Here is a 26,281-nt window from a genome sequence, read left to right as displayed (position 1 = left end):
GTCCCCGACCCCTGTTCCCCGTCAGGTTGCACCCTCAAGCGCGCTCGAGGTCAACCTGCCGTCGAGTGAACACTTGTACTGCGTAGAGTCAGCGCGCGTGAGGGACGTGGTGGGACGGCGCGGACGCGGGAACGCGTTCGGCTCCTTCCTGCTCGGCTCACCCGACCAGGGCCGCCGGGTCCTGCGCCTGCGGGTCCAGGTGATGCTCACCGTCCTGCTGGTGTCCACCAACGTCATCGGCGCGCTCGTCGTCGTCGGGCTGTCGATGCTCGTCGTCCCGGGCCCTCCCCCGAACTCCGACCTGCTCCTCGCCGCCGCGATCGCCATCCCGGTATACGTCGGGGTCGCGGTGGTCGTCGGCGCCGTGTGGGGCACCGCGTGGGCGCTCCGTGCGCTGCGCTGGGCCAGCGAGGGCCGCGAGCCGGACGAGCGGGACCGCCGCCGCGCCCTGCGGGTGCCGCTGCGCCTGACGGCCATCCAGGGCGGCCTGTGGGCCACCGCCGCGCTCCTCTTCACCACGCTGACCGTCATCCTCCAGCCGGACCTGTGGATCGCGGTCGCCCTCACCAACGGCATCTCGGGCGTCGTGGTCTGCTCCATCGCCTACCTGTTCAGCGAGTTCGCCCTGCGCCCCATCGCCGCGCGGGCGCTGATGGGCCACGGTCCGCCGCTCGACCGCGGTTCCGGCGTGCGCCGCCGCATGATGCTGTTCTGGTCGCTGGGCACCGGCGTCCCCACCGCGGGGCTGTTCACCGTCGCGATCCTGTCCTTCACCCGCGACGACATCAGCCTGGAGCGGCTGCGGGTGATCATCCTGGTCATCGCGGGCGTGGTGCTGACCTTCGGCGCCCTCATCACGCTGCTGAACGCCCGCGCCGTGGTCGCGCCGATCCTCGCGGTGCGCGACGCCCTCGCGCTCGTCGAGCGGGGCGACCTCGACGTCGAGGTCGTCGTCTACGACGGCACCGAGCTCGGCCGGCTCCAGGCCGGGTTCAACGAGATGGTGACCGGGATGAAGGAGCGCGAGCGCATCCGCGACCTGTTCGGCCGCCACGTCGGCCAGGAGGTCGCCGACGCCGCCGTCCGTCGGGAGGTCGAGCTGGGCGGGGAAATCCGGACCGTCTCGGTGCTCTTCATCGACATCGTCGGCTCCACCGGCTTCGCCGTCGACAACGAGCCCACCGAGGTCGTGGAGGTACTGAACCGCTTCTTCGCCGTCGTCGTCGACGAGATCGACCGGGCCAGGGGCCTGGTCAACAAGTTCATGGGCGACGCCGTCCTGGCCGTCTTCGGCGCGCCGGTGGAGCACGAGGACCACGCCGGGGCGGCCCTCGCGGCGGCCCGGCGCATGGCGGAGCGGCTGCTCGAGGAGGTCCCCGAGATCCGGGCGGGCATCGGGGTGTCGACCGGCGAGGCGGTCGCCGGCAACGTGGGCGACGCCAAGCGGTTCGAGTACACCGTCATCGGCGACGCCGTGAACACCGCCGCCCGGCTCACCGAGCTCGCCAAGGACGTCGAGGGCTGCATCCTCGTCACCCGCACCAGTGTCGAGACGGCGGGCGGCGACGAGGCGGCCCATTGGGTCCACCACGAGGACGTCACGCTGCGCGGCCGGTCGACCACGACCGCGACGAGCGTGCTCGCGCCTCAGGCCAGGGCGACCAGGTCGGCGTAGTCGTCGTTCCAGTGGTCCTCGACGCCGTCGGGGAGCAGCAGGACCCGGTCCGGCTCCAGCGCCTGGACGGCGCCCTCGTCGTGGCTGACCAGGATGATCGCGCCCTCGTAGGAGCGGATCGCGGCCAGCACCTCCTCGCGGGAGGCGGGGTCGAGGTTGTTGGTCGGCTCGTCGAGGAGGAGCACGTTCGCGGACGAGACCACCAGGATGGCCAGCGCCAGGCGGGTCTTCTCGCCGCCGGACAGCACCCCGGCCGGCTTCGTGGCGTCGTCCCCGGAGAACAGGAAGGAGCCCAGCACGGTCCGGGCCTCGGTGTCGGTGAGCTGCGGCGCCGCGTGGCGCATGTTCTCGAGCACCGTCAGCGAGGTGTCGAGGGTCTCGTGCTCCTGCGCGTAGTAGCCGAGCTTGAGCCCGTGGCCGGGCTCGACCTTGCCGGTGTCGGCACGGTCCACGCCCGCGAGGATCCGGAGCATCGTGGTCTTGCCCGCCCCGTTGAGGCCGAGGATGACGACGCGGCTGCCACGGTCGATCGCCAGGTCGACGTCGGTGAAGACCTCCAGCGAGCCGTACGACTTGGACAGCTCGGCGGCGGTCAGCGGGGTGCGGCCGCACGCGGCGGGCTTCGGGAAGTTGATCTTCGCGACCTTGTCGGCGCGACGCTCCTCCTCGACCCCGGCCATCATCTTCTCGGCGCGCTTGAGCATGGACTGCGCGGCCTGGGCCTTCGTGGCCTTGGCGCGCATCTTGTTGGCCTGGTCGGTGAGCGTCTTGGCCTTCGACTCCGCGTTGGCCCGCTCGCGCCGGCGGCGCTTCTCGTCGGTCTCCCGCTGCTGCTGGTAGCGGCGCCAGCCCATGTTGTAGACGTCCATGCGCCCGCGGTTCGCGTCCAGGTGGAGGACCTTGTTGACGGTGTCCTCGAGCAGCGCGTTGTCGTGGCTGATCACGATGAAGCCGCCGGCGTACGACTTCAGGAACTCGCGCAGCCAGACGATCGAGTCGGCGTCCAGGTGGTTGGTGGGCTCGTCGAGGATCAGGACCTCGGCGGAGCTGAAGAGGATCCGCGCCAGCTCGACGCGGCGGCGCTGGCCGCCCGACAGGGTGCGCAGGGGCTGGCCGAGGATGCGGTCCTCGAGGCCGAGGCTCGCCGCGATCGTCGCCGCCTCGGACTCCGCGGCGTACCCGCCGCCGGCGTGCAGCTCGTCCTCGGCCCGCGAGTAGCGGCGCATGGCGCGCTCGCGGGTGGTGGGGTCGTCGCTGGTCATCTCCTGCTCGGCGCGGCGCATCTTCGCGACGGCGGCGTCGAGCCCTCGCGCGGACAGGATCCGGTCGCGGGCGAGCACCTCGAGGTCGCCGGTGCGCGGGTCCTGGGGCAGGTAGCCGATCTCGCCGGTGTTCGACACCGAGCCGGACGCCGGGAGGGCGTCACCCGCGAGCACCTTCGTCAGCGTGGTCTTGCCCGCACCGTTGCGGCCGACCAGCCCGACCTTGTCACCGGCGGTGACACGGAAGCTCACGTCCTCCATCAGGAGCCGTGCACCGACCCGGATCTCGAGCTTCTGGGCGGTGATCATGACGTGGTCGATCGTACGGCGAGCCGCGGCGCCCGCCCGCATCGACGGGCGGCGTCCGGGTGTGACCTGCGCCCCGTCGTCGGCGCGGTCCTAGAGCAGCGCCTCCACGTGCGGCGCCTGCCGGGCGAGCGCCCGCAGGTGCGGCGCCACGGCGGGGTGGCGCAGCTTCCCGGCCAGGGCCCCCTCCCCCTTCGCCACCCGGGACAGCGCCCACTCCGCGCGGCTCAGCACCGTGAGGACGGCGACGGTCCGCGCGCCGAGGAGGACCTGCTCGCGGGTGGCGAGACCCTCGGGCAGCCCACCGAGGTAGGCCTCGACGAGCGGCTCGAGCTCCTCGCGCGTGGACAGCGACCAGTAGCCGAGGTCCGCCCCGACCGGGCCGCGGCCCAGGGTGGACCAGTCGACGGCCAGCACGACCTCGCCGTCCCGGCCGACCAGGTTGGCGGGCACCGGGTCGCCGTGCTGCGCCACCTGCGGCAGGGCGGCCACCCGGTCCAGCAGCAGCCGGCGGCGCGACCACAGGTGGTCGGCGACGTCGGCGGCGGTGGTGCGCCCCAGGGTCGGCCAGCCGCCGTTCCGCTCGACCAGACGCAGCCGGTCGGGCAGCGGGTCCCGGGCCAGCCAGCGGTGGGTGCCGAGGTCCGCGGCGGCGAAGCGGCCCATCCCCCGCGCGGCGAAGAGGCCGGTCGGGGCCTCGGGCGGCACCTGGCGGTGCCGCAGGGTGATGCCCGCCTCGTCCTCGTCGACCGCCAGGGCCTCGGGCCCGGCGAGGCCCGGGGTGGCGGTCACCAGCCCGGCACGGGCCACCTCGGCCGGCCGTCGCCAGTACGCCGCGTGGCCGGGGTCGTCGTACTCCGACGGGTCGCCGGGGACCGGTGCCACCAGCCGGGTCACGACGACGGGCCCCTCGTCGTGCGCGAGCCAGGCACCCAGGCAGGTCGGGGAGCTCCCCGACCCCAGGGGCTCCCAGGCCGGGTCCGGCTGCCACACGGCGTCGCTCCCCGTCCGCCGGCTCAGCGGGCCGGCACCGGCAGCCGGTCGGCGAGGAAGTCCGTGGTCCGGGCCCACGCCTTCACCGACGCGTCGGGGTCGTGGAACGGCAGGTCGGGGTTGTCGAAGGCGTGGTCGGCTCCCGCGTACGTCACGAGCTCGACGCCGTCGCGCACGACGGCGGCCTCGACCTGCGCGACCTGCTCGAGGGGGATGAAGGAGTCGGCGGTGCCGAAGTGGTGCAGCGACGGGGCGGTGACCCGGGGCGCCAGGTCGAGCAGGCCGGGCAGCGCGGAGCCGTAGTAGGCGACGAGGGCGTCGACGTCGGCGTGCGCGGCGACCGCGAAGCCGAGACCGCCGCCGAAGCAGAATCCCACCACCGCGGCGCGGCCGTCGGTCTCGGGCCGTTCACGCAGCACGCCGAGGGCGGCGACCGCGTCGGCGACCGCGGCGTCCCAGTCGCACCGGCCGGCCACCGCCATGGCGTCGTCCAGCGCCGCCGGACCCTCGGGGACGCGGTCGACGCCGAGGCGCCAGAAGATCTCCGGGGCGAGCACGACGTACCCCAGGTCCGCCAGGTCCTGCGCCCGCTGCTCGACGTACCGGCTGATGCCGAAGATCTCCTGGAGCAGCAGGATCCCCGGTCCGGTGCCGGACGCCGGGAGCCAGAGGTGGGCCGGCATCGCGCCGGCCTCGGTGGGCACGGACACCGACGGGGTGCTGGGCATGGGCCGAACCTAGGGCATGGGCCGGTCGTCGCGGGTCAGGACGCCGCGGGCAGCACGAACGGCATCTCCTCGCCCGGCCGCACGACGAGGCGCTCGGGCCGCGGGTGGACGGTGACCTCGCCGTCGGCGTAGGTCCGCCCGTGCACGGTGAGGCGCACCGGGCCCGTCGTGCGCCGCACGGTGGCGAGGGGGGCGTCGGTCTCGTCGAGCCACTCCAGCAGCGTCGTCCCCAGCCGCTGGACCTCCTCGGGCCGGCGTCCGGCGAGGTCGCGGCGCTCCCCGGGGTCCGCCTCGACGTCGTGGAGCGTGAACGTCTGCGTCTCGTAGTCGTGGGCGAGCTTCCAGCGCCCGTGCCGGACCCAGGAGCCGGGCCGCTGGTCGCGGACGCCGGAGACCAGGTAGCCGGGCACGTGCCCGAACCGGGGTCCGTCGAGGGTCTCCCCCGCCTGCAGCGCGCCGCGCAGGCTGCGGCCGTCCAGCGGGGCCTCCGGCCGCGGCCTGGCGCCGGCGTAGTCGGCCACGGTGGCGTACAGGTCGGTGCCGTCGATGACGGAGTGGTTGAGCCTGCCGCGCTCGACGAGGTCCGGGTTGGCGCTCCACACGATCCACGGCACCCGGATCCCGCCCTCCAGCAGCAGCCCCTTCTGCCCGCGCAGCGGCCCGTTCGAGGCGCCGAGGTCGGTGCGGCCGCCGTTGTCGGAGGTGACGACGACGATGGTGTTCTCGGCGAGCGGGCGACCGGGGTTGCGGGGGTCCTCGGTCTTCATCAGGTGGTCGACGGTGCGGGCCACCGACTGGTCGAGGCCCTCCACGAGGCCGGCGTACGCCGTGGCCTGGTCGTCGTCGCGGGCGTCGCGGCGCATCGCGCGGTACTTCGCGAGCAGGTCGCGGCGCGGCTGCCTCGTGTCGATCGGGTCGTGGACGGCGACGTGGGACATCCAGAACAGGAAGGGCCGGTCGGCGTGCCGGTCGATGAAGTCGGTCGCGGAGTCGGTGAGCGCGTCGGTGAGGTGCTTGGGGGTCCCGACGAGCTTGTCGACCTCGCCGGGCGGCACGTCGTGCGAGTACGGCGCGATGCGCGTCCGCACGTACTCCTCGGTGTAGTCCTCGGCGAACCGGTCGAGCGTGGGCCACACCTTGTCGTCGAACCGACGGCCGCGGTGGCCCTCGGGGTGGCGCTCGGCGTGGTAGGAGTCCGCGGCGCCGGTGTTGCCGCCGCCCAGGTTCTCGTCGAAGCCGTGGTGGTCGACGATGTTCGAGGCGCCGCCGGTGATCTGGAACTTGCCGGCGTACCCGGTGGCGTAGCCGACCTCCTGCACCGCCTCGGCGACGGTCGTGGCCCGCTGCGGGATCACCGTCGCCCCGTCGCCCCTCCCCTGCGCAGCGCCCTCGAGCATCGGCTCGGCGGCGCCGACGCGGTCGAGGTCGGTGACCGCGAAGATGCCGTTGTCCGGCCGCGGCGCGGACATGCCGGTCAGCAGTGCGGCACGGCTCGGCGCGCAGGTCTGGGCCGCGTAGGCGTTGTCGAACACGACGCCCTCGCGCGCCCGGTCGTCGATCGCCGGTGTGCGGTGCAGCCGGTGCGGGTGGCCCCCGTTCGTCCGGCCCGTCGACAGGTCGCCCCACCCGAGGTCGTCGGCGAGGACCACCACCACGTTCGGCTGCTGCGGGGCCGCGCGACCCGGTTCGTCGACGCCGACGGAGCAGGCGGCCAGCGGGAGCAGGCAGCCGAGGGCGGTCAGGCGGGCGGTGCGGGTCGGGTGGATGGGGTCTCCCCGGTCGTGGGACGGCTGGACGCGCCTCCGGCTACCCGGCGTTCGTCACCGCGAGGCGCAGGGCCCGGGCGTCGGCCACGGCGGCCAGGAGGACGTCCCGCCGGGGCTCGGGGACGTCCAACCATGCCGTCGTGGGCGCCAACGACCGCAGGCGGGGGTCCGCCAGGACCGTCGACACCCCCTCGCGGTCACCGCCGAGCACGACCGTGCCGAGGCCGTCGAGCAGCCGGGCGGCCTGGTCGGCGGCCGCCTCGAACGCGACCCGCGCCTGGCCCGCGCGGCGCCGGGCGAAGCGCTGCTGCGACTGCCCGCCGGCGGCGGTGCGCCCCTGCACGTGGCGCGAGCCGACCTTGGTCGCCCGCAGCTCCTCGACCGCCAGCCGGGCCACCGCGTAGCCGCCGCGGCGGACCAGCAGCACGCCCCAGTCGTCGGGGACGGCGGCGCCGGCGGCGTCCGCGAGGCCGTCCGGCCCGCCGTCGTACGACGCGTCGAAGGGCAGCCGCACGACGACCGTGGAGCCGTCCTCGGCGTCCCCGTGCAGCGCCCCGTCGACGACGGTCCACCCGGTGGGCCCGTGGGAGGCCGTGAAGTTCTCGACCCACCGCGCCCAGCGCTCGCGGGGGACCAGGACGGCGCGGGTGCCGCTCACCGGGGCTCCACGAGCGGGTAGACCGCGTCGTCGAGCTCCCGGTCGGCCCAGGCCAGCCGGGGCCGGTCCGCCGGGTTGTCCCGGAGCCCGAGGTCACGCAGGCCGGCGCGCCGGGCCACCGCGATCGAGGCCGGGTTGTGGGCGTCGATCCACGCGACGCAGGGGCGCTCCGGGGCGGCCTCGTGGGCCGCGGCCAGCGCGGCGGCGACGAGCAGGCCGGCGTACCCGCGGCCCTGGTGGTCGACGGCGATGCGGTAGTTCAGGTTCCAGTGGTCGGCGCCGCCGCGGGTGTGGTGCTGGGCGCCGCCGGAGCCGACCGCCTCACCGGTGGCGGCGAGCCGGACGGTCCAGTAGCTCAGCCCGGCGTCCCAGCGGGCGGCGGCCCGCTCGAGGTAGGCGCGGGTGACGGAGGGGTCGGGGTGCACGGAGTCGGGCTCGTGCGCCCACAGCCGCTCGTCGGAGAGCAGCGGCCACAGCTCGTCGACGTCGTCGGGCGTCACCGCAGTGAGCTCGAGGGGCCCGACCCGCACGGGGGCCTACCTCCCCGCGGGCGGCAGGACGAACGGCATCTCCTCGCCGCCGCGGACCCGCAGCGTGGTGGCGCGCTCGTGGCGGGTGATCGTCCCGTCCGCGTAGGTGATGGTGCCGGGGACGACGCGCACCCGTTGGGGGCCGCTGCCCCGGCGGACCGTCGCGAGCGGGGTGTCGAGGCGACGCAGCTCGTCCACCATCCGCTCGCCGAGGCGTCGCGCCAGGGCGGGGCGCCGCGGCGCCAGGTCGTCGCGCTCCCGGAGGTCGTCGGCCAGGTCGAAGACCTGGAGCCGTCGGGACTCGTAGGAGTACCGCACCTTCCAGCGGCCGGTGCGCAGGGCGGTGACGGGCCGTTGGTCGCGTCCCTTGCCGAGCGAGTAGCCGGGGAAGTGGAACAGCAGCGGGTGGCCCTGGTGCACCCCGTCGGAGAAGACCTCGCGCAGCGAGAACCCGTCGATGGGCTTGCGGTCGGCCCCGGGGACGCGCGCGTAGTCGACGAAGGTGGCGGACAGGTCGGTCACGTGGGCGATCGAGCGGTCCACGACGCCGCGGCGCACGAGGCGCTCCGAGCCGCTCCACGCGACGAACGGCACCCGCACCCCGCCGTCCCAGAGCTGGAACTTCTCACCGCGCAGCGGGCCGTTCGAGGCGCCGACGGGCTCCGGTCGCTGCGCGTTGTACGTCCGGCGCCCGCCGTTGTCGGAGAGCACGACGACGACGGTGTTGTCGGCCAGGGGGTGGCCGGGGTCGCGGGGGTCCTCGGTCTGCTGGAGGTGGTCGACGATCCGGCCGACGGTCTGGTCCATGCCCTCGGCCAGGGCGGCGTACGCCGGCACGGCGGGGCCGTCGCCGTCGTAGGACCGCTTCAGGCGCCGGTACTTCGCCAGCAGGTCGTCACGGCCCTGCTCGGGGGCGACCGGCGTGTGGACGGCGTAGTGGTTGACGGAGGCGAGGAACGGGCCGCCGGTGGCGGCGCCGCGGTCGATGGAGGTGAGGGCGGCGTCACCGACGGCGTCGGTGACGTGCTTGGGCGTGCCCACCAGGGCGTCGAGGTCGCGGCGCGGCACCCCCCTCGAGTACGGCGCGACGTTCCGCTCGACGTACGCCGCGGTGTAGTCGCCGGCGAACTCGTCGAGCTCGGGCCCGACCTTCTCGTCGAACTGCGGGCCGTCGGCGGTGGGCTCCGCGTGGTAGTCGGACACCCCGCCGGACTGGCGGCCGCCGTAGTTCAGGTCGAAGCCGTGGTGCTCGGTGATGTCGGACGCCCTGCGGGTGACGTGGAACTTCCCGACGTGAGCGTTGGCGTAGCCGGCGGCCGAGAGCATCTCGGGGACCGTGATGGTCTCCGGACGCAGCTCGGTGCGGCCCTCCTCGTCGCCGTGCGGGATGCCGCGCAGCGCGGGCGGCCGCCGCTTGCTCGCCGGCCCGGACAGGGTGTCGAGGTCGACCCCGCCGTACACGTTGTTGTCGACGCGCTGGTTGTAGTCACCGGTGAGCAGGCTCATCCGGCTGGGCGCGCAGGCGGGCTCGCCGTACGCGTTGACGAGGGTGGTCCCCTCCGCGGCGAGCCGGTCGATGCGCGGCGTCCGCAGGAAGTCGTTGGCGTTGCCGTCGTTCATCCGCTTGGTCGAGACGTCACCCCAGCCGAGGTCGTCGGCCAGCACCATCACGATGTTCGGGCGACGGTCGTCGGTCTGCGCCGGCCCCGGGGGCATGGCCGCCCCGGGGTCCTCGGCGGCCGACGGGCCCGTCGAGGCCGGCGCCGTGCAGGCCGCCAGCGGGACCGCCGCGCAGGCCAGGGCGAGGGCGGAGGCCAGGGCGCGGCGGCGGGGAGTCGGCATCCGTCCGACCGTAGCGGTGGCGCGGTGACCGGGCCCGGACGCCCGTCTCAGCGGCGCGGGGGCCCGGGAGGCTTCGGGTGGAGGAGCCGGAAGCGCTCGAGGACCACCGGCATGTCACGCCGGAACCCCCGCCCGAGCGGGTCGTGGTCGGTGAAGAAGCGCTCGTGCTCGGTGCGCCACTGCTCCAGGGACCCGTCGCCCTCGCCCTCCGCGGCCGCGTGGTCGGCGTCGACGTCGTCGAAGGCCACGACCCGCACGTCGGTGGTCCCGATCAGCGCCCGGGGGCGGCCGGAGCCGTCGAGGACGATCGACAGCGCGCCCACCTCGGGCAGCGGGTTGTCGTCGCCGGCGTAGTCGTCGGCGGCGCTGGCCGTCGCGGTCTTCTCACCGTCGAGCACGAGGCCCAGCAGCTCGTCCGCGGTGACGCGGTCGTCGCCGAAGGCCCAGGCCGGCGGGCGGACCGAGGCCAGCACCGAGGGGCCGAAGTACCCGGGCAGCGACTCCAGCTTGGCCCGGCGGCGGGCCTCGACCCAGAAGGCCTCGACGGCCTCGTCAGACGTTGAAGCCGAGGGCTCGGAGCTGCTCACGACCGTCCTCGGTGATCTTGTCGGGGCCCCACGGCGGCATCCAGACCCAGTTGATCGCCGCCTCGTTGACGAGGCCCTCGAGGGCGGCGGAGGTCTGGTCCTGGATGACGTCGGTCAGCGGGCACGCCGCGGAGGTCAGCGTCATGTCGATGACGGCGTTCGAGTCCTCGTCGACGTGGACGCCGTAGACGAGGCCGAGGTCGACGACGTTGATCCCGAGCTCGGGGTCGACGACGTCCTTCATCGCCTCGGTGACGTCGTCCACGGTCACGGTCGACGTCGCGGCGGCGCCGCCGTCCACGCGGACCTCGGGCAGGTCGTCGCCGTGGTCCACGGCGCCGGTGGGCTGGGTCTGCGGCTCGGTCATGCGGTACCTCCGTTGGTCTGGGTGCTGCTCGTGCCGGCCGTGCTGACGGCGTCCTTCCAGGCCATCCAGCCCAGCAGCGCGCACTTGATCCGGGCGGGGAACTTCGCGACGCCCGCGAAGGCGACGCCGTCCTCCAGGACGTCCTCGTCGGGCTCCACGGCGCCCTTGCCCTGCATCAGGGCCAGGAACTCCTCGTGGACGGCGAGGGCCTCGGCGACGGGCTTGCCGATGAGCAGGTCGCTCATCACCGAGGTGGAGGCCTGCGAGATCGAGCACCCGACGGCGTCGTACGACACGTCGGAGACGACGTCGCCGTCCTCGCCGGGCGCGACGTGCACCCGGAGGGTCACCTCGTCGCCGCAGGTCGGGTTCACGTGGTGGACCTCGGCCTCGTAGGGCTCGCGCAGGCCCGCGTGGAGCGGGTTCTTGTAGTGGTCGAGGATGATCTCCTGGTACAGCGCGTCCAGGTCCTGACCCGTGCCACCGGCGGTCATGCGCTCACCCCGAAGTACGTGCGGGCCGCCTCCAGCGCCTCGACGAAGGCGTCGATCTCGGCGGGCGTGGTGTACAGGTACGACGACATGCGGGTGGTCGACTGCACCCCGAAGCGGGCGTGCGCCGGACGGGCGCAGTGGTGGCCCGCACGCACGGCGACGCCGCGGCTGTCGAGCACCTGCGCCACGTCGTGCGGGTGCACGCCGGCCAGCTCGAACGAGATGGCGCCCCCGCGCTCCTCGCCGACGCCGGGGCCCATGACGCGGACGCCCGGGACGGTGGACAGGCCCTCGAGGGCGTACGCCGTGATCGCGCGCTCGTGGGCGGCGACGGCGTCCATGCCGAGGTCCGAGAGGTAGCGCAGCGCGGCGCCGAGCCCGACGGCCTCGACGATGGGCGGCGTCCCGGCCTCGAACTTGTGCGGCAGGCCGGCGTACGTCGATCCCTCCATGCGGACGGTCTCGATCATCTCGCCGCCGCCCAGGAAGGGCGGGAGCGCCTCCAGCAGCGCGCGGCTCCCCCACAGCACGCCGATGCCGGTGGGGCCGACGGTCTTGTGGCCGGTGAGGACCAGCGCGTCGGGCCGCTCCTCGACCGGCATGGCGGCCAGGTCGATCGGCATCTGCGGCGCGGCCTGCGCGGCGTCCACGACGACGACGGCGCCGACCTCGTGGGCGCGGCGGGCGATGTCGGCGATCGGGTTGACCGTGCCCAGCATGTTCGACACCCAGGTCAGCGAGACGACCTTGGTGCGCTCCGTGATGAGCGCGTCGATGTCGGAGGTGTCGAGCCGGCCGTCGTCGGTCAGGCCGAACCACCGCAGCGTCGCGCCCGTGCGCTGCGTCAGCAGCTGCCACGGGACGATGTTCGAGTGGTGCTCCATCTCGGTGACGACGACCTCGTCGCCCTCGCCCACCTGGTGCTCGCCCGCCCACGCCATGGTGTTGGCGAGGAGGTTGAGGGCCTCGGAGGCGTTCTTGGTGAACACGACCTCGTCACGGGACGGGGCGCCGAGGAACTCCGCGACCGTGTCGCGGGCCGCCTCGAAGGCCTCGGAGGACTCCGCGCCGAGCTGGTGCATCGCGCGGGCCACGTTGGCGTTGTGGTGCTCGAGGTGGTCGACCATCGCGTCGATCACGCACTGGGGCTTCTGCGAGGTGTTGGCGCTGTCGAGGTAGACCAGCGGACGGTTGCCCGCGAGCGTGCGCTCGAGGATCGGGAAGTCCTTGCGGACGACGTCCAGCTGGGGAAGCAGTCCGTCCATCGTGGTCACCTCTCTGGGTCGGTCGGGTCGGTCGGGCCGGGCGCCGTGGGGCCGGCGGCGCTCAGGCCGTCGCGGCCTTCGTGTACTTGTCGTAGCCCTCGGCCTCGAGCTGGTCGGCGAGCTCCGGGCCGCCCTGCTCGGCGATGCGGCCGTTCACGAAGACGTGGACGACGTCGGGCTTGATGTAGCGCAGGATGCGCGTGTAGTGCGTGATGAGCAGGACACCGCGGTCACCCTTGTCGGAGAAGCGGTTCACGCCCTCCGAGACGATGCGCAGGGCGTCGATGTCGAGCCCCGAGTCGGTCTCGTCGAGGATCGCGACCTTCGGGTCGAGCAGCTCGAGCTGCGCGATCTCGTGGCGCTTCTTCTCACCTCCGGAGAAGCCCTCGTTGACCGAGCGCTGGGAGAACGTCGGGTCGAGGTCGACGCGCTCGAGGGTGGCGTTCACGTCCTTCACCCAGGTGCGCAGCTTCGGGGCCTCGCCGTCGATCGCGGTCTTCGCGGTCCGCAGGAAGTTCGCGACCGAGACGCCGGGCACCTCGACCGGGTACTGCATCGCGAGGAACAGGCCGGCGCGGGCGCGCTCGTCGACGCTCATGTCGAGGACCGACTCGCCGTCCAGGGTCACCGAGCCGCTCGTGACGTCGTACTTCGGGTGACCGGCGATGGAGTAGGCCAGCGTCGACTTGCCCGAGCCGTTCGGGCCCATGATCGCGTGGACCTGGCCCGACTCGATGGTCAGGGTGACGCCCTTGAGGATCTCCTTCGGGCCGTCCTCGGTCGCGACCGAGACGTGCAGGTCGGTGATCTCCAGCGTGCTCAATGCAATCTCCTCGTTCGGTGGCGGTCCGGGGTCGGACTCAGCCGGGGGTGACGCCGTTGAGCGTCCGGGTGGGGTCGACGTACACGCCGTCGGCGCGCACCTCGACGGGGAACAGGGCGACCGGGTCGGTCGCGGGCGGGCCGGTGGGGTTGCCGGTGCGCAGGTCGAACATCGACCCGTGCAGCCAGCACTCGATCTGGCAGGTGCCGCCGGTGACGGCGACCTCCCCCTCGCTGAGGGCGACCTCGGCGTGCGAGCAGAGGTCCTGGATGGCGAAGACCTCGTCGCCGTCGCGACCCAGGGCGATCTCGAGGTCGCCGGCCTTGACGCCGAGCGCCTCGCCGGTGGGGACGTCCTCCAGGCTGCAGACGCGCTCGAACGCCGCGTCGTCGGTCCCGCTCATGCGACCGGACCGGTGCTGACGGGCTCGTAGCCCTTGAGGACGTTGCGGCGCAGCTCCTGCTCGACGGTGCTGAGCAGCTGCTCCTCGAGCTCCGGGACGCCCACCTTGCGGATCAGGTCGTTGAAGAACCCGAAGATCACCAGGCGGCGGGCCTCGGACTCCGAGATGCCGCGCGAGCGGAGGTAGAACAGCTGGAGGTCGTCGAAGCGACCGATCGTCGAGGCGTGGCCCGCCCCCTCGATCTCCCCCGTCTCGATCTCCAGGTTGGGCACGGAGTCGGCCTGGCAGCCGTCGGTCAGCACGAGGTTGCGGTTCTCCTCGTACGTCTCGATCCCCTCCGCCTCCTTGCGGATCAGCACGTTGCCGACCCACACGGTGCGGGCCTTCTCGCCCTGGAGCGCGCCCTTGTAGACGACGTTGCTCTTCGTCCGCGGCGCGTTGTGGTCCGCGAAGAGGCGGTGCTCGAGGTGCTGGCCCTCGTCGGCGAAGTAGAGCCCGAGCAGCTCGGCCTCGCCCCCGGGACCGGCGTACGTGACGTTGGCGTCCATCCGGACGACGTCGCCGCCGAAGGTGACCGCCACGTGCTTGTACGACGCGTCGCGCCCCACGCTGGCCTGCTGGTGCGAGAGGTGCACGGCGTCGTCGGCCCAGTCCTGCAGCGACACGACGGACACCTGCGCGCCGTCACCGACGACGACCTCGACGACCTCGGCCAGCGACGCGGAGCCGGTGTGGTTCAGGACCACCACGGCGCTGCTGTGGTGGCCGAAGCGCAGCACCACGTGGGCGCCACCGGTCGGGTCCACGCCCTCGCCGGCGACCTCGACGAGGACGGGCTCGGTGAGCTCCGCCTCCGCCGGGACGTCGACCAGCAGGGTCCCCTCGGTCTCGGCGAGGATCCGCGCCGAGACCAGCGTGTTCGGGACCAGCCCGCTCACGCCGCGGAGCTCTCGCGCGGCCTCGCCGGACACGGTCTCGACCCGCACGCCGTCGGGCGCGGTCCAGGACGTCCGCACGGCGTCGGCGGCGAGGGCCGCGTCGGCGTGCAGGCCCCGGAGGCGCTTGAGCGGGGTGAAGCGCCAGATCTCCTCACGGCCGGTCGGGACCGGGTGGGCGTCGACGTCGAACGAGCCCTCGGGGTGCAGGTGGCTGTCCACCCGCGCCATCTCGAGCGCGCTCTCCACCGACTCGAGGGCGGTGCTCGCCGCCCCGGCGGTCTGGTCGGTCACAGTCACGTGCGGTGTACCTCTTCGTGGGTCGTGGGACGGGTGGGGACGGGGCCGGTCAGCCGACCGCGCCCTCCATCTGCAGCTCGATCAGGCGGTTGAGCTCGAGGGCGTACTCCATGGGGAGCTCCTTGGCGATCGGCTCCACGAAGCCGCGGACGATCATCGCCATGGCCTCGTCCTCCTCCATGCCGCGCGACATCAGGTAGAAGAGCTGGTCGTCGGAGACCTTCGACACGCTCGCCTCGTGACCCATCGAGACGTCGTCCTCACGGACGTCGACGTACGGGTAGGTGTCGGAGCGGCTGATCTGGTCGACCAGCAGCGCGTCGCAGAGCACGTTGGACTTCGAGCCGTGCGCGCCCTCGTTGACCTGCACGAGGCCGCGGTACGACGTGCGCCCGCCGCCGCGCGCCACCGACTTGCTCAGGATCGAGCTCGAGGTGTGCGGCGCCGCGTGAACCATCTTGGCGCCGGCGTCCTGGTGCTGGCCCTCGCCGGCGAAGGCGATGGACAGGGTCTCGCCCTTGGCGTGCTCGCCCATGAGGTAGACGGCCGGGTACTTCATCGTCACCTTGGAGCCGATGTTGCCGTCGACCCACTCCATCGTCGCGCCGGCCTCGCAGGTCGCGCGCTTGGTGACGAGGTTGTAGACGTTGTTCGACCAGTTCTGGATGGTCGTGTAGCGGCAGCGGCCGCCCTTCTTCACGATGATCTCGACGACCGCGGAGTGCAGCGAGTCCGACGAGTAGATCGGGGCGGTGCAGCCCTCGACGTAGTGCACGTAGGCGTCCTCGTCGACGATGATCAGCGTCCGCTCGAACTGGCCCATGTTCTCGGTGTTGATCCGGAAGTAGGCCTGCAGCGGGATGTCGACGTGCACGCCCGGCGGGACGTAGATGAAGGAGCCGCCCGACCACACCGAGGTGTTCAGCGCGGCGAACTTGTTGTCGCCGACCGGGATGACGGTGCCGAAGTACTCCTTGAACAGGTCCTCGTGCTCACGCAGGGCGGTGTCGGTGTCGACGAAGATGACGCCCTTCTCCTCGAGGTCCTCGCGGATCGAGTGGTAGACGACCTCCGACTCGTACTGCGCGGCGACGCCGGAGACGAGACGCTGCTTCTCGGCCTCGGGGATGCCGAGCTTGTCGTAGGTGTTCTTGATGTCCTCGGGCAGGTCGTCCCACGTGGCGGCCTGCTTCTCGGAGGACCGCACGAAGTACTTGATGTTGTCGAAGTCGATGCCGTCGAGGTCGGAGCCCCACGTCGGCATGGGCTTGCGGTGGAAGAGCTTCAGACCCTTCATGCGGAGGTCGAGCATCCACTGGGGCTCGCTCTTCTTGCTCGAGATGTCGGCGACGACCTCCTCGGAGAGGCCGCGCTTGGCCACGGAGCCCGCGGCGTCGGAGTCGCTCCAGCCGAACTCGTACCGTCCGATGCCCTCCAGGCCGGGGTTCAGCTGCTCGATCGTGGGCTGGGTCTCGGTCGTCATGAGGACGCACCATCCTTCGCGGGGTCGGTCGTGCTGGTGGAGCCGGTCGTCTCGTGCTTGTCGTGCGGGACGTCGGGGACGTGGGTCGTGCACACGCCGTCGCCGTGGGCGATCGTCGCGAGGCGCTGGACGTGGCGGCCGAGCACGGCGCTGATCGCGTGGGTCTCGGCCTCGCACAGCTGCGGGAACTCGTGGGCGACGTGGGAGACGGGGCAGTGCTGCTGGCACAGCTGCTGGCCGATGGGGCTCTCCCGCACCCCCGCGGCGTACCCGCCGCGCGTCAGGACCGTCGCCAGCGCCTCGGCCGGGTCGCGGTCGGGGTCGTCGGCCATGAGCCTCGAGTGGTCATGCTCGATGAACGCCACCCGGCGCCGGGCGAATTCCATGACGGCGTCGTCGCCGGCGGTCTCGGCCAGGAACCGCAGCGCGTCGGCCGCGAGGTCGTCGTACTGCTGGTCGAAGTGGTCGCGACCGGACTCGGTGAGGGCGAACACGCGCGCCGGGCGGCCCCGCCCACGGGCGCCCCGCTGGCGCTGCTGACGGCTCTCCACGGAGCCGTCGGCGACCAGCTGGTCGAGGTGGCGGCGGACGGCGGCGGGCGTGAGCCCGAGCCGCTCCGCGAGCTGGGCCGCGGTCGACGGGCCGTTCTCGAGGACGGACCGGGCGACACGGGCCCGGGTGGGCGCGTCGGTTGCCTCGATCAATTCCACAACACGAGTGTGACCTTATTGCCGGGGACCTTCAAGTGAGGTTCACCTAAGTACCTGAGTACCCGTGCCCAGGAGGTCGGGTACGACGGCGCAGGTGCCCGGGGCGCCGCGCGGACAGCCTCGAGTCATGAGCACCAGCACGAGCAGCGTCCTGAGTGGGTTGTACGCCCTCAAGCCCTGGTACACGCGCCGGCTGGGCCGGTTCGTCGACGCCGCCGTGCGGCGCGACCTCTCCCCCGACCTGTTCACGGGCGCGGGGGTGGCGGGCGCCGTCGGCGCAGCCGGGTTCGTCGCCGCCGGCTGGTGGCTGCCCGCCCTGGCCGCGCTGGCCGTGCGTCTCGGCGGCGCCAACCTGGACGGCGCCGTCGCCCGGGCCCGCGGCGTCTCGCGCCCGTGGGGATTCGTCCTGAACGAGGTCGGCGACCGGGTCTCCGACCTCGTCGTCCTCGCCGGGCTCGCCGTCCTGGCGGCGCGCACCGGCGGCTGGGACGGCGTCGGCGTCCTCGCCGTCACGGTCGCGGCCCTCGCGGCGACCCTGCCCACCTTCGCCTCGCTCGCCGCGGCCGGCGCCGGCGCGAGCCGCCGCAACGGCGGCCCCGTCGGCAAGACCGAGCGGTGCGCGCTGGTCGTCCTCGCCGCCGCCGTCCCCGCGTGGATCGTCGGCGTCAGCGCCGTCGTGGCGGTGGGTTCCGTCGTCACCGCCGTCCTGCGGCTGGTGGCGGCCCACCGCGAGCTGGCGGGAGCGGCCCGATGACCGGCTGGCTCGAGGCGACCTTCTCGCCGTGGCGCCGGTGGGCCGGCTTCGACACCTCCTCGCTGAGCCTGGACGTCGACCTCGGCCCGCTCTCCCTCGACGTCACCGGCCGCGCCGTCTTCCTGTTCTGGGTCACCCTCGGCGTCCTGGCCCTGGCCGGGCTCGCCGTGGCCGCGTCGCGGCGTCCCGCCCTGACGCAGCGGTGGACGACGTGGGCGCTGATCGTGCCGGTCGTCGGCCTGCCGATCTGGGCCGGCCGGGGCACGACCGCCGTGCTCGCCGCCGTCCTGGCCGTCGTGGCGGTCCGGGAGTACGCGCGGCTGGCTCGGCTGACCGACGTCGACCGCACGGTCCTGCTCGTCCTCGCCGTCGGCTACCCCGTGGCCGCGTGGCTGGCGCCCGACCTGCTGGGGCTCGCCCCGCTGGTCGTGCTGCTCTCCGCCGTGCCCTCGGTGCTCGGCGGCGACCTCGCCGACGGCGTCCGCCGCTCCGCGATGACCGCCTTCGGCTCCGTGTGGATCTGCTGGTCGCTGGCCCACCTGGTCCTGCTCTGGGAGGACGCCTACCTCGTGGCGTTCGCCGCCGCGGCCGCCGACGTCGCGGCCTGGTGCGGCGGCACCGGCCTCCGGCGCCTCGGCTGGGCCCGCCGTCCGCTGTCGCCGCTGTCGCCGAACAAGACCGTCGGTGGTCTCCTCGGCGCGGTCGTCGGCACCGCCCTCGTGCTCACCCTGCTCGGCGAGCTGTCGCTCGGCCTGGTGCTGGCCGTCGGCCTGGGCGGCGTCCTCGGCGACCTCGTGGAGTCGATGGTCAAGCGGCAGGCCGGGGTCAAGGACGCCGGCGGCTGGCTGCCCGGCTTCGGCGGCCTGCTGGACCGCGTCGACTCGCTCCTGCTCGTCCTGCCGCTCGCGGCCGTCCTGACGGGGGGCCTCGCATGAGCACGCGCGTGAGCAGGCGCGTGAGCAGGATCGCCTCCCTCGCCCGACGGACCCTGTGGCGCGTCGTCACCGCCCTCACCGGCGGCCTGCGGACCACGGGCGGCGAGCACCTCGAGGGCCCCGGCACGACCGGCGGGCGCATCGTCGTCGCGAACCACTCCTCGCACGGCGACACCGCGGCGCTCCTCGCGGCCCTCCCGGCCGGGTCGCGGCCGGTCTTCGCCGCGGCGGCCGACTACTGGTTCGACGTCGGCTGGCGGCGCCTGGTCGCTACCGGGCTGGCCGGGATTCTGCCCGTGCGTCGAGGCTGCGACGGCGCGTACGAGGCCATGCTGGACGCCGTGCGGCCCGCCCTGGAGCGCGGCCACACCGTCGTGGTCTACCCCGAGGGCACCCGCACGGAGGACGGCACCGTCGGCGAGTTCCGCTCGGGCGCGCTCCGGCTGGCCCGGGACTGCGGGGTGCCCGTCGTCCCCGTCGCCGTGCTGGGCACCCGCGAGCTGCTCCCCAAGAACGGGCGGCTCACCCCGGGGCCGCTCGAGGTCCGCGTGGGCGAGCCCCTCGACCCGGCGACGACCGACACCGAGGCGCTGCGCGACGCGGTCGTCGGGATGCTCGACGAGGGCCCCGCCCGCCCTCGGACGTCGCGGCTGTGGCGCGCCACCGCCCGACTGGCCGCCTCCCGCGCGGGCCTGGTGGTCGCCGTCGGGTGGGGCCTCGCGGAGGCGTGGAGCTGGCCGGTCATGGCCGAGATGGCGCTCGTGCTGCTGGCCGCCGCCGTGCCGGCGCAGGTGCCCCGCTGGGCGCTCGGCGTGGTCGCCGGCTCGGTGGTCGGCGTCGTCACCCACGCGTGGGCCGCGGCGCACGGCGTCGGCGTCCCCCTGCCGTGGACCACCGACCGGATGGTCGACGCGGCCGCCGCCGACCTCGCCGGCGGGCCCACCGGCGTGGTGGCCCAGGCCCTGTCCGGCATCCCCGTCAAGGTCTACGCCCACCTCGCCGGCACCACCGGCGTCGACCTGGGCGCCCTGGCCGCCTGGACGACGGTCGGCCGCGGGTTCCGCATGGCCGCCGTCGCCCTGGTCGTGTGGTGGCTCGCCCGGGTGCTCCACCCGTGGCTGCGGCGGCTGTGGGGGCCGTACCTGGTGCTCGTCTGCTCCGGCTTCGCCCTGGCGCTCGGAGCGATCGTGCGCGGCTGGTCCTGAGCCGGTGCCGGGGCCGGCGCCGGGGCCGGTGCCGGAGCCGGTGTCGGGGCTCCGGGGCGGCTCGCAGCATCCTCCCTAGACTTGCCCGGTGCCCGCCCCGCCCGCCGTCCAGGTCTCCGACCTCGTGATGCGGTACGGCGCCACCACCGCCGTCGACGGGCTGTCGCTCGAGGTCGCCCGGGGCTCGATCACCGCCGTGCTCGGCCCCAACGGCGCCGGCAAGACGACGACCCTCGAGACCTGCGAGGGCTACCGGCGTCCACAGGGCGGCACCGTCCGCGTGCTGGGTCTGGACCCGGTCCGCGACCGGCGGGCGCTGCTGCCCCGCGTCGGCGTGATGCTCCAGGGCGGCGGTGCCTGGTCGGGCGTCCGCGCCGTCGAGATGCTGCGGCACGTCGCGGCGCTGCACGCGCACCCGCTCCCCCTCGACCTGCTGGTCGAGCGCCTGGGCCTCGCCGAGTGCGGCCGCACGCCGTACCGGCGGCTCTCCGGGGGGCAGCAGCAGCGCCTGGGGCTCGCGATGGCGGTCGTCGGGCGCCCCGAGCTGCTGTTCGTCGACGAGCCCACGGCGGGCATGGACCCCGCCGTGCGCCGCACCACCTGGGACCTGCTGCGCGAGCTGCAGCACGACGGCGTGACCACGGTGCTCACCACCCACTACATGGAGGAGGCCGAGCGGCTCGCGGACCTCGTCCACCTCGTCGACCACGGCCGTGTCGTGGCCTCGGGCTCCCCGCTGGCGCTGACCCGCGGCCGCGGCGACGCCACGATCCGCCTCGTCGTCACCGAGCCGTTCCCGGCCGGGGCGCCGCAGTCGCTGGCCGCCGCGCTCGGCGCGGCCACCGAGGTGCTGCCCGTGGACGAGTACAGCCTCGTCGTCACCGGGCCCGCCGACGCCAGCACCCTGTCGGTCGTCTCCGCCTGGTGCGAGGACTTCGGCGTCGTGCCGGAGTCGCTGACCATGGGTCGCATGACCCTCGAGGACGTCTTCCTCGCCGAGACCGGGCGCACGCTCGCCCCCGGCGAGGGGGGCCACGCGGCATGACCCAGCAGGACACCGCCCGCACCGGCGCCGACGGCACCTTCGCGCCGCGACCCGGCGCCGCGCCGTACGCCGCGATGGTGCGCGCCCAGGCCTCGATGGAGACCCGCCTGCTGCTGCGCAACGGCGAGCAGCTGCTCATCGCCGTCGTCATCCCGGTGATCGCCCTCGTCGGCGGCGTCGTCGCCGCGGGCCGCCTCGGGATCGACCTGGACGGCGCCGACCCGGTCGACGCGCTCACGCCGGGCGTGCTGGCGCTGGCCGTGATGTCGACCGCGTTCACCTCGCTGGCCATCGCCACCGGGTTCGAGCGCCGCTACGGGCTCCTGAAGCGGCTCGGCGCCTCCCCGCTCCCCCGCTCCGGGCTGCTGCTCGGCAAGGTCGGCGGCCTCCTCGTCGTCCAGGCGGTGCAGGTCGTCGTGGTCGGCGCGGTGGCCCTGGCCCTGGGCTGGTCGCCGGACCCGCTCGGGCTGCTGCTCGCGGTGCCCTGCGCCCTGCTCGGCACCGCGGCGTTCGCCGGCCTCGGGCTCACCCTCGCCGGCACGCTCCGCGCCGAGGCCACCCTCGCGGTCGCGAACCTCGTCTACCTGCTGCTCCTGGCCGGCGGGGCCGTCGTCCTGCCGCGCTCGTCGTACGGCGCGGCGTCGGAGGTGCTCGCGCTGCTCCCGTCGGCGGCGCTCGGCGACGCGCTGCGCGCCGCCCTCCTCGACGGGACCCTCGCCGTCCTGCCCCTCGTCGTCCTCGCCGTCTGGGCCGCCCTCGGCGCCAGCCTGGCGTCGAGGTTCTTCCGCTGGGAGTGACAGGGAGAATGGGCGCGTGAGCACCCTGCTGCGCCCCCTCGACCGTCTCGTGCCGTGGCTGTGGCCGCTGGCCGTGGCCGACCTCGTGGCCAACGTGCTGATCGTCGTGACCGGCGGCGCGGTGCGACTGACCGCGTCCGGCCTCGGGTGCCCGACGTGGCCCCGGTGCAGCGAGGAGTCCTACGTCAGCCACGGCGAGCTGGGCCTCCACGGGGCCATCGAGTTCGGCAACCGTCTGCTGACCTTCGCCGTCGCCCTGGTGGCGGTGCTCACGCTGCTCGCCGCCTGGCGCAGCGGCCGGCGACGCGCGAGCCGGCTGGCCCTCGTCGTGTTCCTGGGCATCCCCGCGCAGGCCGTGCTCGGCGGCGTGACCGTCCTGACCCAGCTGAACCCCTGGATCGTCGCCCTGCACTTCCTGGTGTCGATGGCGATCATCGCGGTCTGCGTGCTGCTGCTCGACGAGCTCCGGGGGCCCGAGCGCGGCGCCGCGCCGCTGCCGGTGCGACGCGCCACCCTCGTGGTCTTCGCCCTCGGCTGGCTCTCGCTCTACCTCGGCACCGTCGTCACCGGCTCCGGGCCGCACGCCGGCGACCTCGACGCCCGCCGGACCGGGCTCGACCCGCAGTGGATGTCCCACGTGCACGCCTGGTCCGTCTACGCGCTCGTCGCCGCGACCGTCGTCCTGCTCGTCCTGGCGCGCCGCGCCGGGGCCGCCCGCGTGGCCGCCGCGACCGGCCTGCTGCTGGGGCTGGAGCTCGCGCAGGGCGTCGTCGGCTTCGTGCAGTACTTCACCGACCTGCCGGTCGTGCTCGTCGCGATCCACATGCTCGGCGCCGCGCTCATCTCGGCCTCGCTGACCGCCGTCGTCCTCTCCGCGCGCCCGCTGGTACGACGGCGGACCCGCACCCCCGTGGACGGGTCCACCGCCGTCACCACCTGAGACGCGCCAGACCGCCGATCGGTTGCACCCCACCCGCACGATCGCGCGGGTCGGGACGTTCTCCCGACCAGCGGGAGAAGCCGTCGACGCGGCGTCAGCCGAAGGAGCGCTGGACCAGGGGGTCGATCGCGACGGCGACGAACAGCAGCGACAGGTAGAGGTTCGAGCTGTGGAACAGCCGCATGGGGCGGATCTCCGAGAGGTCCTCGGTGCCGCGGGCCCGGCGGCGCAGGGCGACCGCCTCCACGAGGAAGACCGCGCCGAGCACGGTCGCGGCGAGCGGGTAGAACCAGCCGGTGCCGGCGATCGGCCACAGCAGCAGCGAGGTCGCGACCATGACGACGCTGTAGGCGATGATCTGCGTCGCGACGGTGGCGGCCGGCTTGATCACCGGCAGCATCGGCACGTCGACCTGGCGGTAGTCCTCGCGGTAGCGCAGGGCGAGGGCCCAGGTGTGCGGCGGCGTCCAGAAGAAGACCACCAGGAACAGGATGACGGGCGCCCACGCGAGCTCGTTCGTGACCGCCGTCCACCCGATGAGCGCCGGGAAGCAGCCCGCGAGGCCGCCCCAGACGATGTTCTGGGCGGTACGGCGCTTCAGCACCATCGTGTAGACGAGGACGTAGAACGCGTTCGCCGCCACCGACAGCCCGGCGGACAGCCAGTTCACCCAGACCGCCAGGACGACGGTCGACACCACGCCCAGCGCGAGACCGAACACGAGGGCGGCGCGCGGCGACACGATGTGACGCGGGAGCGCCCGGCGCCGGGTGCGGCGCATCTGCTCGTCGATGTCGCGGTCGTAGACGCAGTTCAGCGCCGACGCCGAGCCGGCGGACAGGGTGCCGCCGACCACGGTCGCGACGACGAGCCCGAGCGGCGGGACGCCGCGGGCCGCGAAGAACATCACGGGCACCGTCGTCAGCAGCAGCAGCTCGATGACGCGGGGCTTCGTGAGCCCGACGTACGCCGCGACGACGTCGCGGGCGGACGCCCGTCCGACCGGCGCGTCCACCACGCCGGCGTCGGCCGGGCGCGGTGGGACACCGGCTGCGCGGCCGTGGGCGGCCGGCGGGCCGGATCGGGTCACGAAAGGTCCTCGCAGAACTGGACGACGGGGTGATGGGGTGCATGGCGCCGGTGCTCGCGGGCACGAGGACGTGGTCGTCAGTACCACGTGTCCATCGCACGCACTCCCGGTCGAGTCTAGCCCGCTGACGACAGTAGGCTCGAGGTGACCCGAGCCGACGTCCCACCGAACGTCGCGCTCCCCACGGACCGGGTTCACCGACACCGGCACGGATCGTGAAGGAACCACGTGAGCACCCACCCCCAGCTGGACTGGACCGAGATCGACGACCGCGCCGTGGACACCGTCCGCGTGCTCGCCATGGACGCCGTGCAGAAGGTCGGCAACGGCCACCCCGGCACGGCCATGAGCCTGGCGCCGGCGGCGTACCTGCTGTTCCAGAAGGTCATGCGCCACGACCCCGCCGACGCGGACTGGATCGCGCGTGACCGCTTCGTCCTCTCCTGCGGCCACTCGTCGCTGACGCTCTACCTGCAGCTCTTCCTGGGCGGGTGGGGCCTCGAGCTCGACGACATCAAGTCGCTGCGGACCTGGGGCAGCAAGACCCCCGGTCACCCCGAGCACGGCCACACCACCGGCGTCGAGACGACCACCGGTCCCCTGGGCCAGGGCATCGGCAACGCCGTCGGCATGGCGATGGCCGGCCGGCACCTGCGCGGCCTGCTCGACCCCTCCGCGGCGGACGGCGACTCGCTGTTCGACCACCACGTCTACTGCCTCGCCTCCGACGGCGACATCCAGGAGGGCGTCGCCAGCGAGGCCTCGTCGCTGGCCGGCACCCAGCGCCTCGGCAACCTCACGCTGATCTACGACGCCAACCAGATCTCCATCGAGGACGACACCTCGATCGCGCTCTCGGAGAGCGTCACGCAGCGCTACGAGGGCTACGGCTGGCACACCCAGGTCGTCGACTGGACCGACAAGTCCGACGGGTACGCCGAGAGCACCGAGAAGCTGTGGGAGGCGATCCAGGAGGCCAAGCAGGTCACCGACCGCCCCAGCTTCATCGAGCTCCGCACGATCATCGCCTGGCCCGCCCCCAACGCCCAGGGCACCGGCTCCTCGCACGGCTCCGCGCTCGGCGAGGAGGAGGTCGCGGCCACGAAGAAGATCCTCGGCTTCGACCCGGACCGCACCTTCGAGGTGCCGCAGGGCGTCCTGGAGCACACCCGCGCGCTGCGTGAGCGCGGTGCCGCCGAGGGCGCCGCGTGGGACGAGCGCATGGAGCAGTGGAAGGCCGAGAACCCCGACGGGTTCGCGACCCTCATGCGGCTGCGCCAGCACGAGCTGCCCGGCGGCTGGGACGCCGACCTGCCCACCTTCGAGGCATCCGAGAAGGGCGTCGCGACGCGCAAGGCGTCCGGCGAGGTGATCCAGGCCATCGCGGCGACCGTGCCCGAGTTCTGGGGCGGCTCGGCCGACCTCGCGGGCTCGAACAACACCACCATCGAGGACGCCGACTCGTTCCTGCCCAAGGACCGCTCGAGCGCCAAGTTCACCGGCGACCCCTACGGCGGCCGCGTGCTGCACTTCGGCATCCGCGAGCACGGCATGGGCTCGATCATGAACGGCATCGCGCTGCACAGCGGCACGCGCGTGTTCGGCGGCACCTTCCTGGTGTTCTCCGACTACATGCGGCCCGCCGTCCGCCTCGCCTCCCTCATGGGCCTGCCGGTCACCTACGTGTGGACCCACGACTCCATCGGGCTCGGCGAGGACGGCCCCACGCACCAGCCGATCGAGCACCTCGCCGCGCTGCGCGCCATCCCGGGCCTGGACGTCGTCCGCCCGGCCGACGCGAACGAGGTCACCGCCGCCTGGCACACGATCATGCTGCACACCGACCGTCCGGCCGGCCTCGTGCTGTCCCGGCAGAACGTGCCGACCTTCCCGCGCGGCGAGGTCGACGGCACCGCCTGGGGCGACGCGGCGGGTGTCGCACGCGGCGGCTACGTGCTGCTCGACACCGCCGACGGCTCGGAGCCGGACGTCGTCCTCGTCGGCACCGGCTCGGAGGTCCAGCTCGCCGTGGCCGCCCGCGAGCAGCTCGCGGCCGACGGTGTCAGCGCCCGCGTGGTGTCCATGCCGTGCCGCGAGTGGTTCGCCGCCCAGGACGCGGCGTACCGCGACTCGGTGATCCCGCCGACCGTCCGCGCCCGGGTCTCCGTCGAGGCCGCCGTCGCGCAGGGCTGGCGCGAGGTCGTGGGTGACCACGGCCGGGTCGTCTCGATCGAGACGTTCGGCGCCAGCGCCGACTACGAGCGCATCTACACCGAGTACGGCATCACCGCCGCCGCGGTGGCCCAGGCCGCGCACGACAGCATCGCCAGCGTCGGCGCCGCGAGCGCCTGACCCACCGACCCTTTCGAACGCTCCTCGAGGAGGACC

At 73.8% G+C, this 26,281-nt stretch carries 25 protein-coding genes; 8 read left to right on the top strand and 17 right to left on the bottom strand.

The features are described from left to right. Positions 1-97: 97 nt before the first annotated feature. Positions 98-1,675, top strand: a complete 1,578-nt coding sequence (locus MJ876_RS09540) for an adenylate/guanylate cyclase domain-containing protein (protein ID WP_240236041.1) — start codon at positions 98-100, stop codon at positions 1,673-1,675. Here the strand turns inward: MJ876_RS09540 and MJ876_RS09535 are convergent. The 16 genes from MJ876_RS09535 to MJ876_RS09460 form a co-directional block, all read right to left on the bottom strand. Then, complete coding sequence (locus MJ876_RS09535) at positions 1,648-3,246, bottom strand: ABC-F family ATP-binding cassette domain-containing protein (protein WP_240236040.1); 1,599 nt, start codon at positions 3,244-3,246, stop codon at positions 1,648-1,650. The genes MJ876_RS09540 and MJ876_RS09535 overlap by 28 nt on opposite strands. A gap of 90 nt (positions 3,247-3,336) precedes the next feature. Further along, positions 3,337-4,236 carry a phosphotransferase gene (locus MJ876_RS09530; protein ID WP_240236039.1) on the bottom strand — a complete coding sequence of 300 codons (900 nt, stop codon included), beginning with the start codon at positions 4,234-4,236 and terminating at the stop codon, positions 3,337-3,339. 23 nt (positions 4,237-4,259) lie between these two features. Then, positions 4,260-4,964, bottom strand: coding sequence for a dienelactone hydrolase family protein (locus tag MJ876_RS09525; protein WP_240236038.1), 705 nt, complete (start codon positions 4,962-4,964; stop codon positions 4,260-4,262). A gap of 35 nt (positions 4,965-4,999) precedes the next feature. Beyond that, positions 5,000-6,619: a sulfatase-like hydrolase/transferase gene (locus tag MJ876_RS09520; protein WP_240236037.1), complete on the bottom strand. Its 1,620-nt coding sequence runs from the start codon at positions 6,617-6,619 to the stop codon at positions 5,000-5,002. A 151-nt stretch (positions 6,620-6,770) separates the two neighbouring features. Next, the gene (locus MJ876_RS09515) at positions 6,771-7,388 is read right to left on the bottom strand and encodes an acVLRF1 family peptidyl-tRNA hydrolase (protein ID WP_240236036.1); all 618 of its coding nucleotides are present in this window, start codon (positions 7,386-7,388) and stop codon (positions 6,771-6,773) included. Continuing rightward, positions 7,385-7,918 (bottom strand): GNAT family N-acetyltransferase, encoded by a 534-nt coding sequence (locus MJ876_RS09510; protein ID WP_240236035.1) that lies wholly within the window; start codon positions 7,916-7,918, stop codon positions 7,385-7,387. The genes MJ876_RS09515 and MJ876_RS09510 overlap by 4 nt, the downstream gene beginning before the upstream one ends. Positions 7,919-7,924: 6 nt before the next feature. Continuing rightward, positions 7,925-9,760, bottom strand: coding sequence for a sulfatase-like hydrolase/transferase (locus MJ876_RS09505; protein ID WP_240236034.1), 1,836 nt, complete (start codon positions 9,758-9,760; stop codon positions 7,925-7,927). A gap of 47 nt (positions 9,761-9,807) precedes the next feature. Then, the gene (locus MJ876_RS09500) at positions 9,808-10,347 is read right to left on the bottom strand and encodes an ASCH domain-containing protein (protein ID WP_240236033.1); all 540 of its coding nucleotides are present in this window, start codon (positions 10,345-10,347) and stop codon (positions 9,808-9,810) included. Further along, positions 10,313-10,714 carry a metal-sulfur cluster assembly factor gene (locus MJ876_RS09495; protein WP_275694729.1) on the bottom strand — a complete coding sequence of 134 codons (402 nt, stop codon included), beginning with the start codon at positions 10,712-10,714 and terminating at the stop codon, positions 10,313-10,315. The genes MJ876_RS09500 and MJ876_RS09495 overlap by 35 nt, the downstream gene beginning before the upstream one ends. Then, on the bottom strand, positions 10,711-11,208 hold the full coding sequence (gene sufU, locus MJ876_RS09490) for a Fe-S cluster assembly sulfur transfer protein SufU (protein WP_240236032.1): 498 nt from the start codon (positions 11,206-11,208) through the stop codon (positions 10,711-10,713). The genes MJ876_RS09495 and sufU overlap by 4 nt, the downstream gene beginning before the upstream one ends. Beyond that, the gene (locus MJ876_RS09485; protein ID WP_374202466.1) at positions 11,205-12,473 is read right to left on the bottom strand and encodes a SufS family cysteine desulfurase; all 1,269 of its coding nucleotides are present in this window, start codon (positions 12,471-12,473) and stop codon (positions 11,205-11,207) included. The genes sufU and MJ876_RS09485 overlap by 4 nt, the downstream gene beginning before the upstream one ends. A 61-nt stretch (positions 12,474-12,534) precedes the next feature. Further along, positions 12,535-13,296 (bottom strand): Fe-S cluster assembly ATPase SufC, encoded by a 762-nt coding sequence (gene sufC, locus MJ876_RS09480; RefSeq protein WP_240236031.1) that lies wholly within the window; start codon positions 13,294-13,296, stop codon positions 12,535-12,537. A 37-nt stretch (positions 13,297-13,333) separates the two neighbouring features. Further along, a complete protein-coding gene (locus MJ876_RS09475) occupies positions 13,334-13,699 on the bottom strand; it encodes a non-heme iron oxygenase ferredoxin subunit (RefSeq protein WP_240236030.1) in 366 nt (121 codons plus the stop codon). Further along, a complete protein-coding gene (gene sufD / locus MJ876_RS09470) occupies positions 13,696-14,865 on the bottom strand; it encodes a Fe-S cluster assembly protein SufD (RefSeq protein ID WP_275694750.1) in 1,170 nt (389 codons plus the stop codon). Before sufD ends, MJ876_RS09475 begins: the two co-directional genes overlap by 4 nt. A 118-nt stretch (positions 14,866-14,983) precedes the next feature. Next, positions 14,984-16,417, bottom strand: a complete 1,434-nt coding sequence (gene sufB / locus MJ876_RS09465; protein WP_240236028.1) for a Fe-S cluster assembly protein SufB — start codon at positions 16,415-16,417, stop codon at positions 14,984-14,986. Beyond that, complete coding sequence (locus tag MJ876_RS09460; protein ID WP_240236027.1) at positions 16,414-17,127, bottom strand: metalloregulator ArsR/SmtB family transcription factor; 714 nt, start codon at positions 17,125-17,127, stop codon at positions 16,414-16,416. Before MJ876_RS09460 ends, sufB begins: the two co-directional genes overlap by 4 nt. 127 nt (positions 17,128-17,254) lie before the next feature. On the opposite strand from MJ876_RS09460, the gene MJ876_RS09455 reads away from it, so the two are divergent. The 6 genes from MJ876_RS09455 to MJ876_RS09430 all read left to right on the top strand — a co-directional run bounded on the left by MJ876_RS09455 (position 17,255) and on the right by MJ876_RS09430 (position 22,803). After that, positions 17,255-17,881: a CDP-alcohol phosphatidyltransferase family protein gene (locus tag MJ876_RS09455; RefSeq protein WP_240236026.1), complete on the top strand. Its 627-nt coding sequence runs from the start codon at positions 17,255-17,257 to the stop codon at positions 17,879-17,881. After that, positions 17,878-18,816 (top strand): phosphatidate cytidylyltransferase, encoded by a 939-nt coding sequence (locus MJ876_RS09450; protein ID WP_240236025.1) that lies wholly within the window; start codon positions 17,878-17,880, stop codon positions 18,814-18,816. Before MJ876_RS09455 ends, MJ876_RS09450 begins: the two co-directional genes overlap by 4 nt. Positions 18,817-18,824: 8 nt before the next feature. After that, positions 18,825-20,021, top strand: coding sequence for a 1-acyl-sn-glycerol-3-phosphate acyltransferase (locus MJ876_RS09445; RefSeq protein WP_240236024.1), 1,197 nt, complete (start codon positions 18,825-18,827; stop codon positions 20,019-20,021). A gap of 88 nt (positions 20,022-20,109) precedes the next feature. Next, positions 20,110-21,066, top strand: coding sequence for an ABC transporter ATP-binding protein (locus tag MJ876_RS09440; protein WP_240236023.1), 957 nt, complete (start codon positions 20,110-20,112; stop codon positions 21,064-21,066). After that, positions 21,063-21,863, top strand: coding sequence for an ABC transporter permease (locus MJ876_RS09435; RefSeq protein WP_240236022.1), 801 nt, complete (start codon positions 21,063-21,065; stop codon positions 21,861-21,863). The genes MJ876_RS09440 and MJ876_RS09435 overlap by 4 nt, the downstream gene beginning before the upstream one ends. A 16-nt stretch (positions 21,864-21,879) precedes the next feature. Beyond that, entirely contained in the window at positions 21,880-22,803 is a 924-nt protein-coding gene (locus tag MJ876_RS09430; protein ID WP_240236021.1) for a heme A synthase, read from the top strand. Between the two features lie 94 nt (positions 22,804-22,897). Here MJ876_RS09430 and MJ876_RS09425 read toward each other — a convergent pair whose 3' ends face one another. Then, entirely contained in the window at positions 22,898-23,821 is a 924-nt protein-coding gene (locus MJ876_RS09425) for a heme o synthase (protein ID WP_240236076.1), read from the bottom strand. 300 nt (positions 23,822-24,121) lie between these two features. On the opposite strand from MJ876_RS09425, the gene tkt reads away from it, so the two are divergent. Continuing rightward, positions 24,122-26,245, top strand: coding sequence for a transketolase (gene tkt, locus MJ876_RS09420; protein ID WP_308192584.1), 2,124 nt, complete (start codon positions 24,122-24,124; stop codon positions 26,243-26,245). The last annotated feature ends 36 nt before the right edge of the window (positions 26,246-26,281 follow it).

Source organism: Nocardioides sp. CFH 31398, from assembly GCF_022436705.1.
Taxonomy (GTDB): Bacteria; Actinomycetota; Actinomycetes; order Propionibacteriales; family Nocardioidaceae; genus Nocardioides.
This window is presented reverse-complemented; position numbering and strand designations above follow the sequence as displayed.

What these genes read in the sequence shown, in the direction of transcription:
- sufU (WP_240236032.1), bottom strand. Translation starts at nt 11,208, where the DNA reads ATGACCGCCGGTGGCACGGGTCAGGACCTGGACGCGCTGTACCAGGAG.
- MJ876_RS09535 (WP_240236040.1), bottom strand. Translation starts at nt 3,246, where the DNA reads ATGATCACCGCCCAGAAGCTCGAGATCCGGGTCGGTGCACGGCTCCTG.
- MJ876_RS09525 (WP_240236038.1), bottom strand. Translation starts at nt 4,964, where the DNA reads ATGCCCAGCACCCCGTCGGTGTCCGTGCCCACCGAGGCCGGCGCGATG.
- MJ876_RS09505 (WP_240236034.1), bottom strand. Translation starts at nt 9,760, where the DNA reads ATGCCGACTCCCCGCCGCCGCGCCCTGGCCTCCGCCCTCGCCCTGGCC.
- MJ876_RS09485 (WP_374202466.1), bottom strand. Translation starts at nt 12,473, where the DNA reads ATGGACGGACTGCTTCCCCAGCTGGACGTCGTCCGCAAGGACTTCCCG.
- sufD (WP_275694750.1), bottom strand. Translation starts at nt 14,865, where the DNA reads ATGGCGCGGGTGGACAGCCACCTGCACCCCGAGGGCTCGTTCGACGTC.
- MJ876_RS09450 (WP_240236025.1), top strand. Translation starts at nt 17,878, where the DNA reads ATGACCGGCTGGCTCGAGGCGACCTTCTCGCCGTGGCGCCGGTGGGCC.
- MJ876_RS09495 (WP_275694729.1), bottom strand. Translation starts at nt 10,714, where the DNA reads ATGACCGAGCCGCAGACCCAGCCCACCGGCGCCGTGGACCACGGCGAC.
- MJ876_RS09475 (WP_240236030.1), bottom strand. Translation starts at nt 13,699, where the DNA reads ATGAGCGGGACCGACGACGCGGCGTTCGAGCGCGTCTGCAGCCTGGAG.
- MJ876_RS09435 (WP_240236022.1), top strand. Translation starts at nt 21,063, where the DNA reads ATGACCCAGCAGGACACCGCCCGCACCGGCGCCGACGGCACCTTCGCG.
- MJ876_RS09455 (WP_240236026.1), top strand. Translation starts at nt 17,255, where the DNA reads ATGAGCACCAGCACGAGCAGCGTCCTGAGTGGGTTGTACGCCCTCAAG.
- sufB (WP_240236028.1), bottom strand. Translation starts at nt 16,417, where the DNA reads ATGACGACCGAGACCCAGCCCACGATCGAGCAGCTGAACCCCGGCCTG.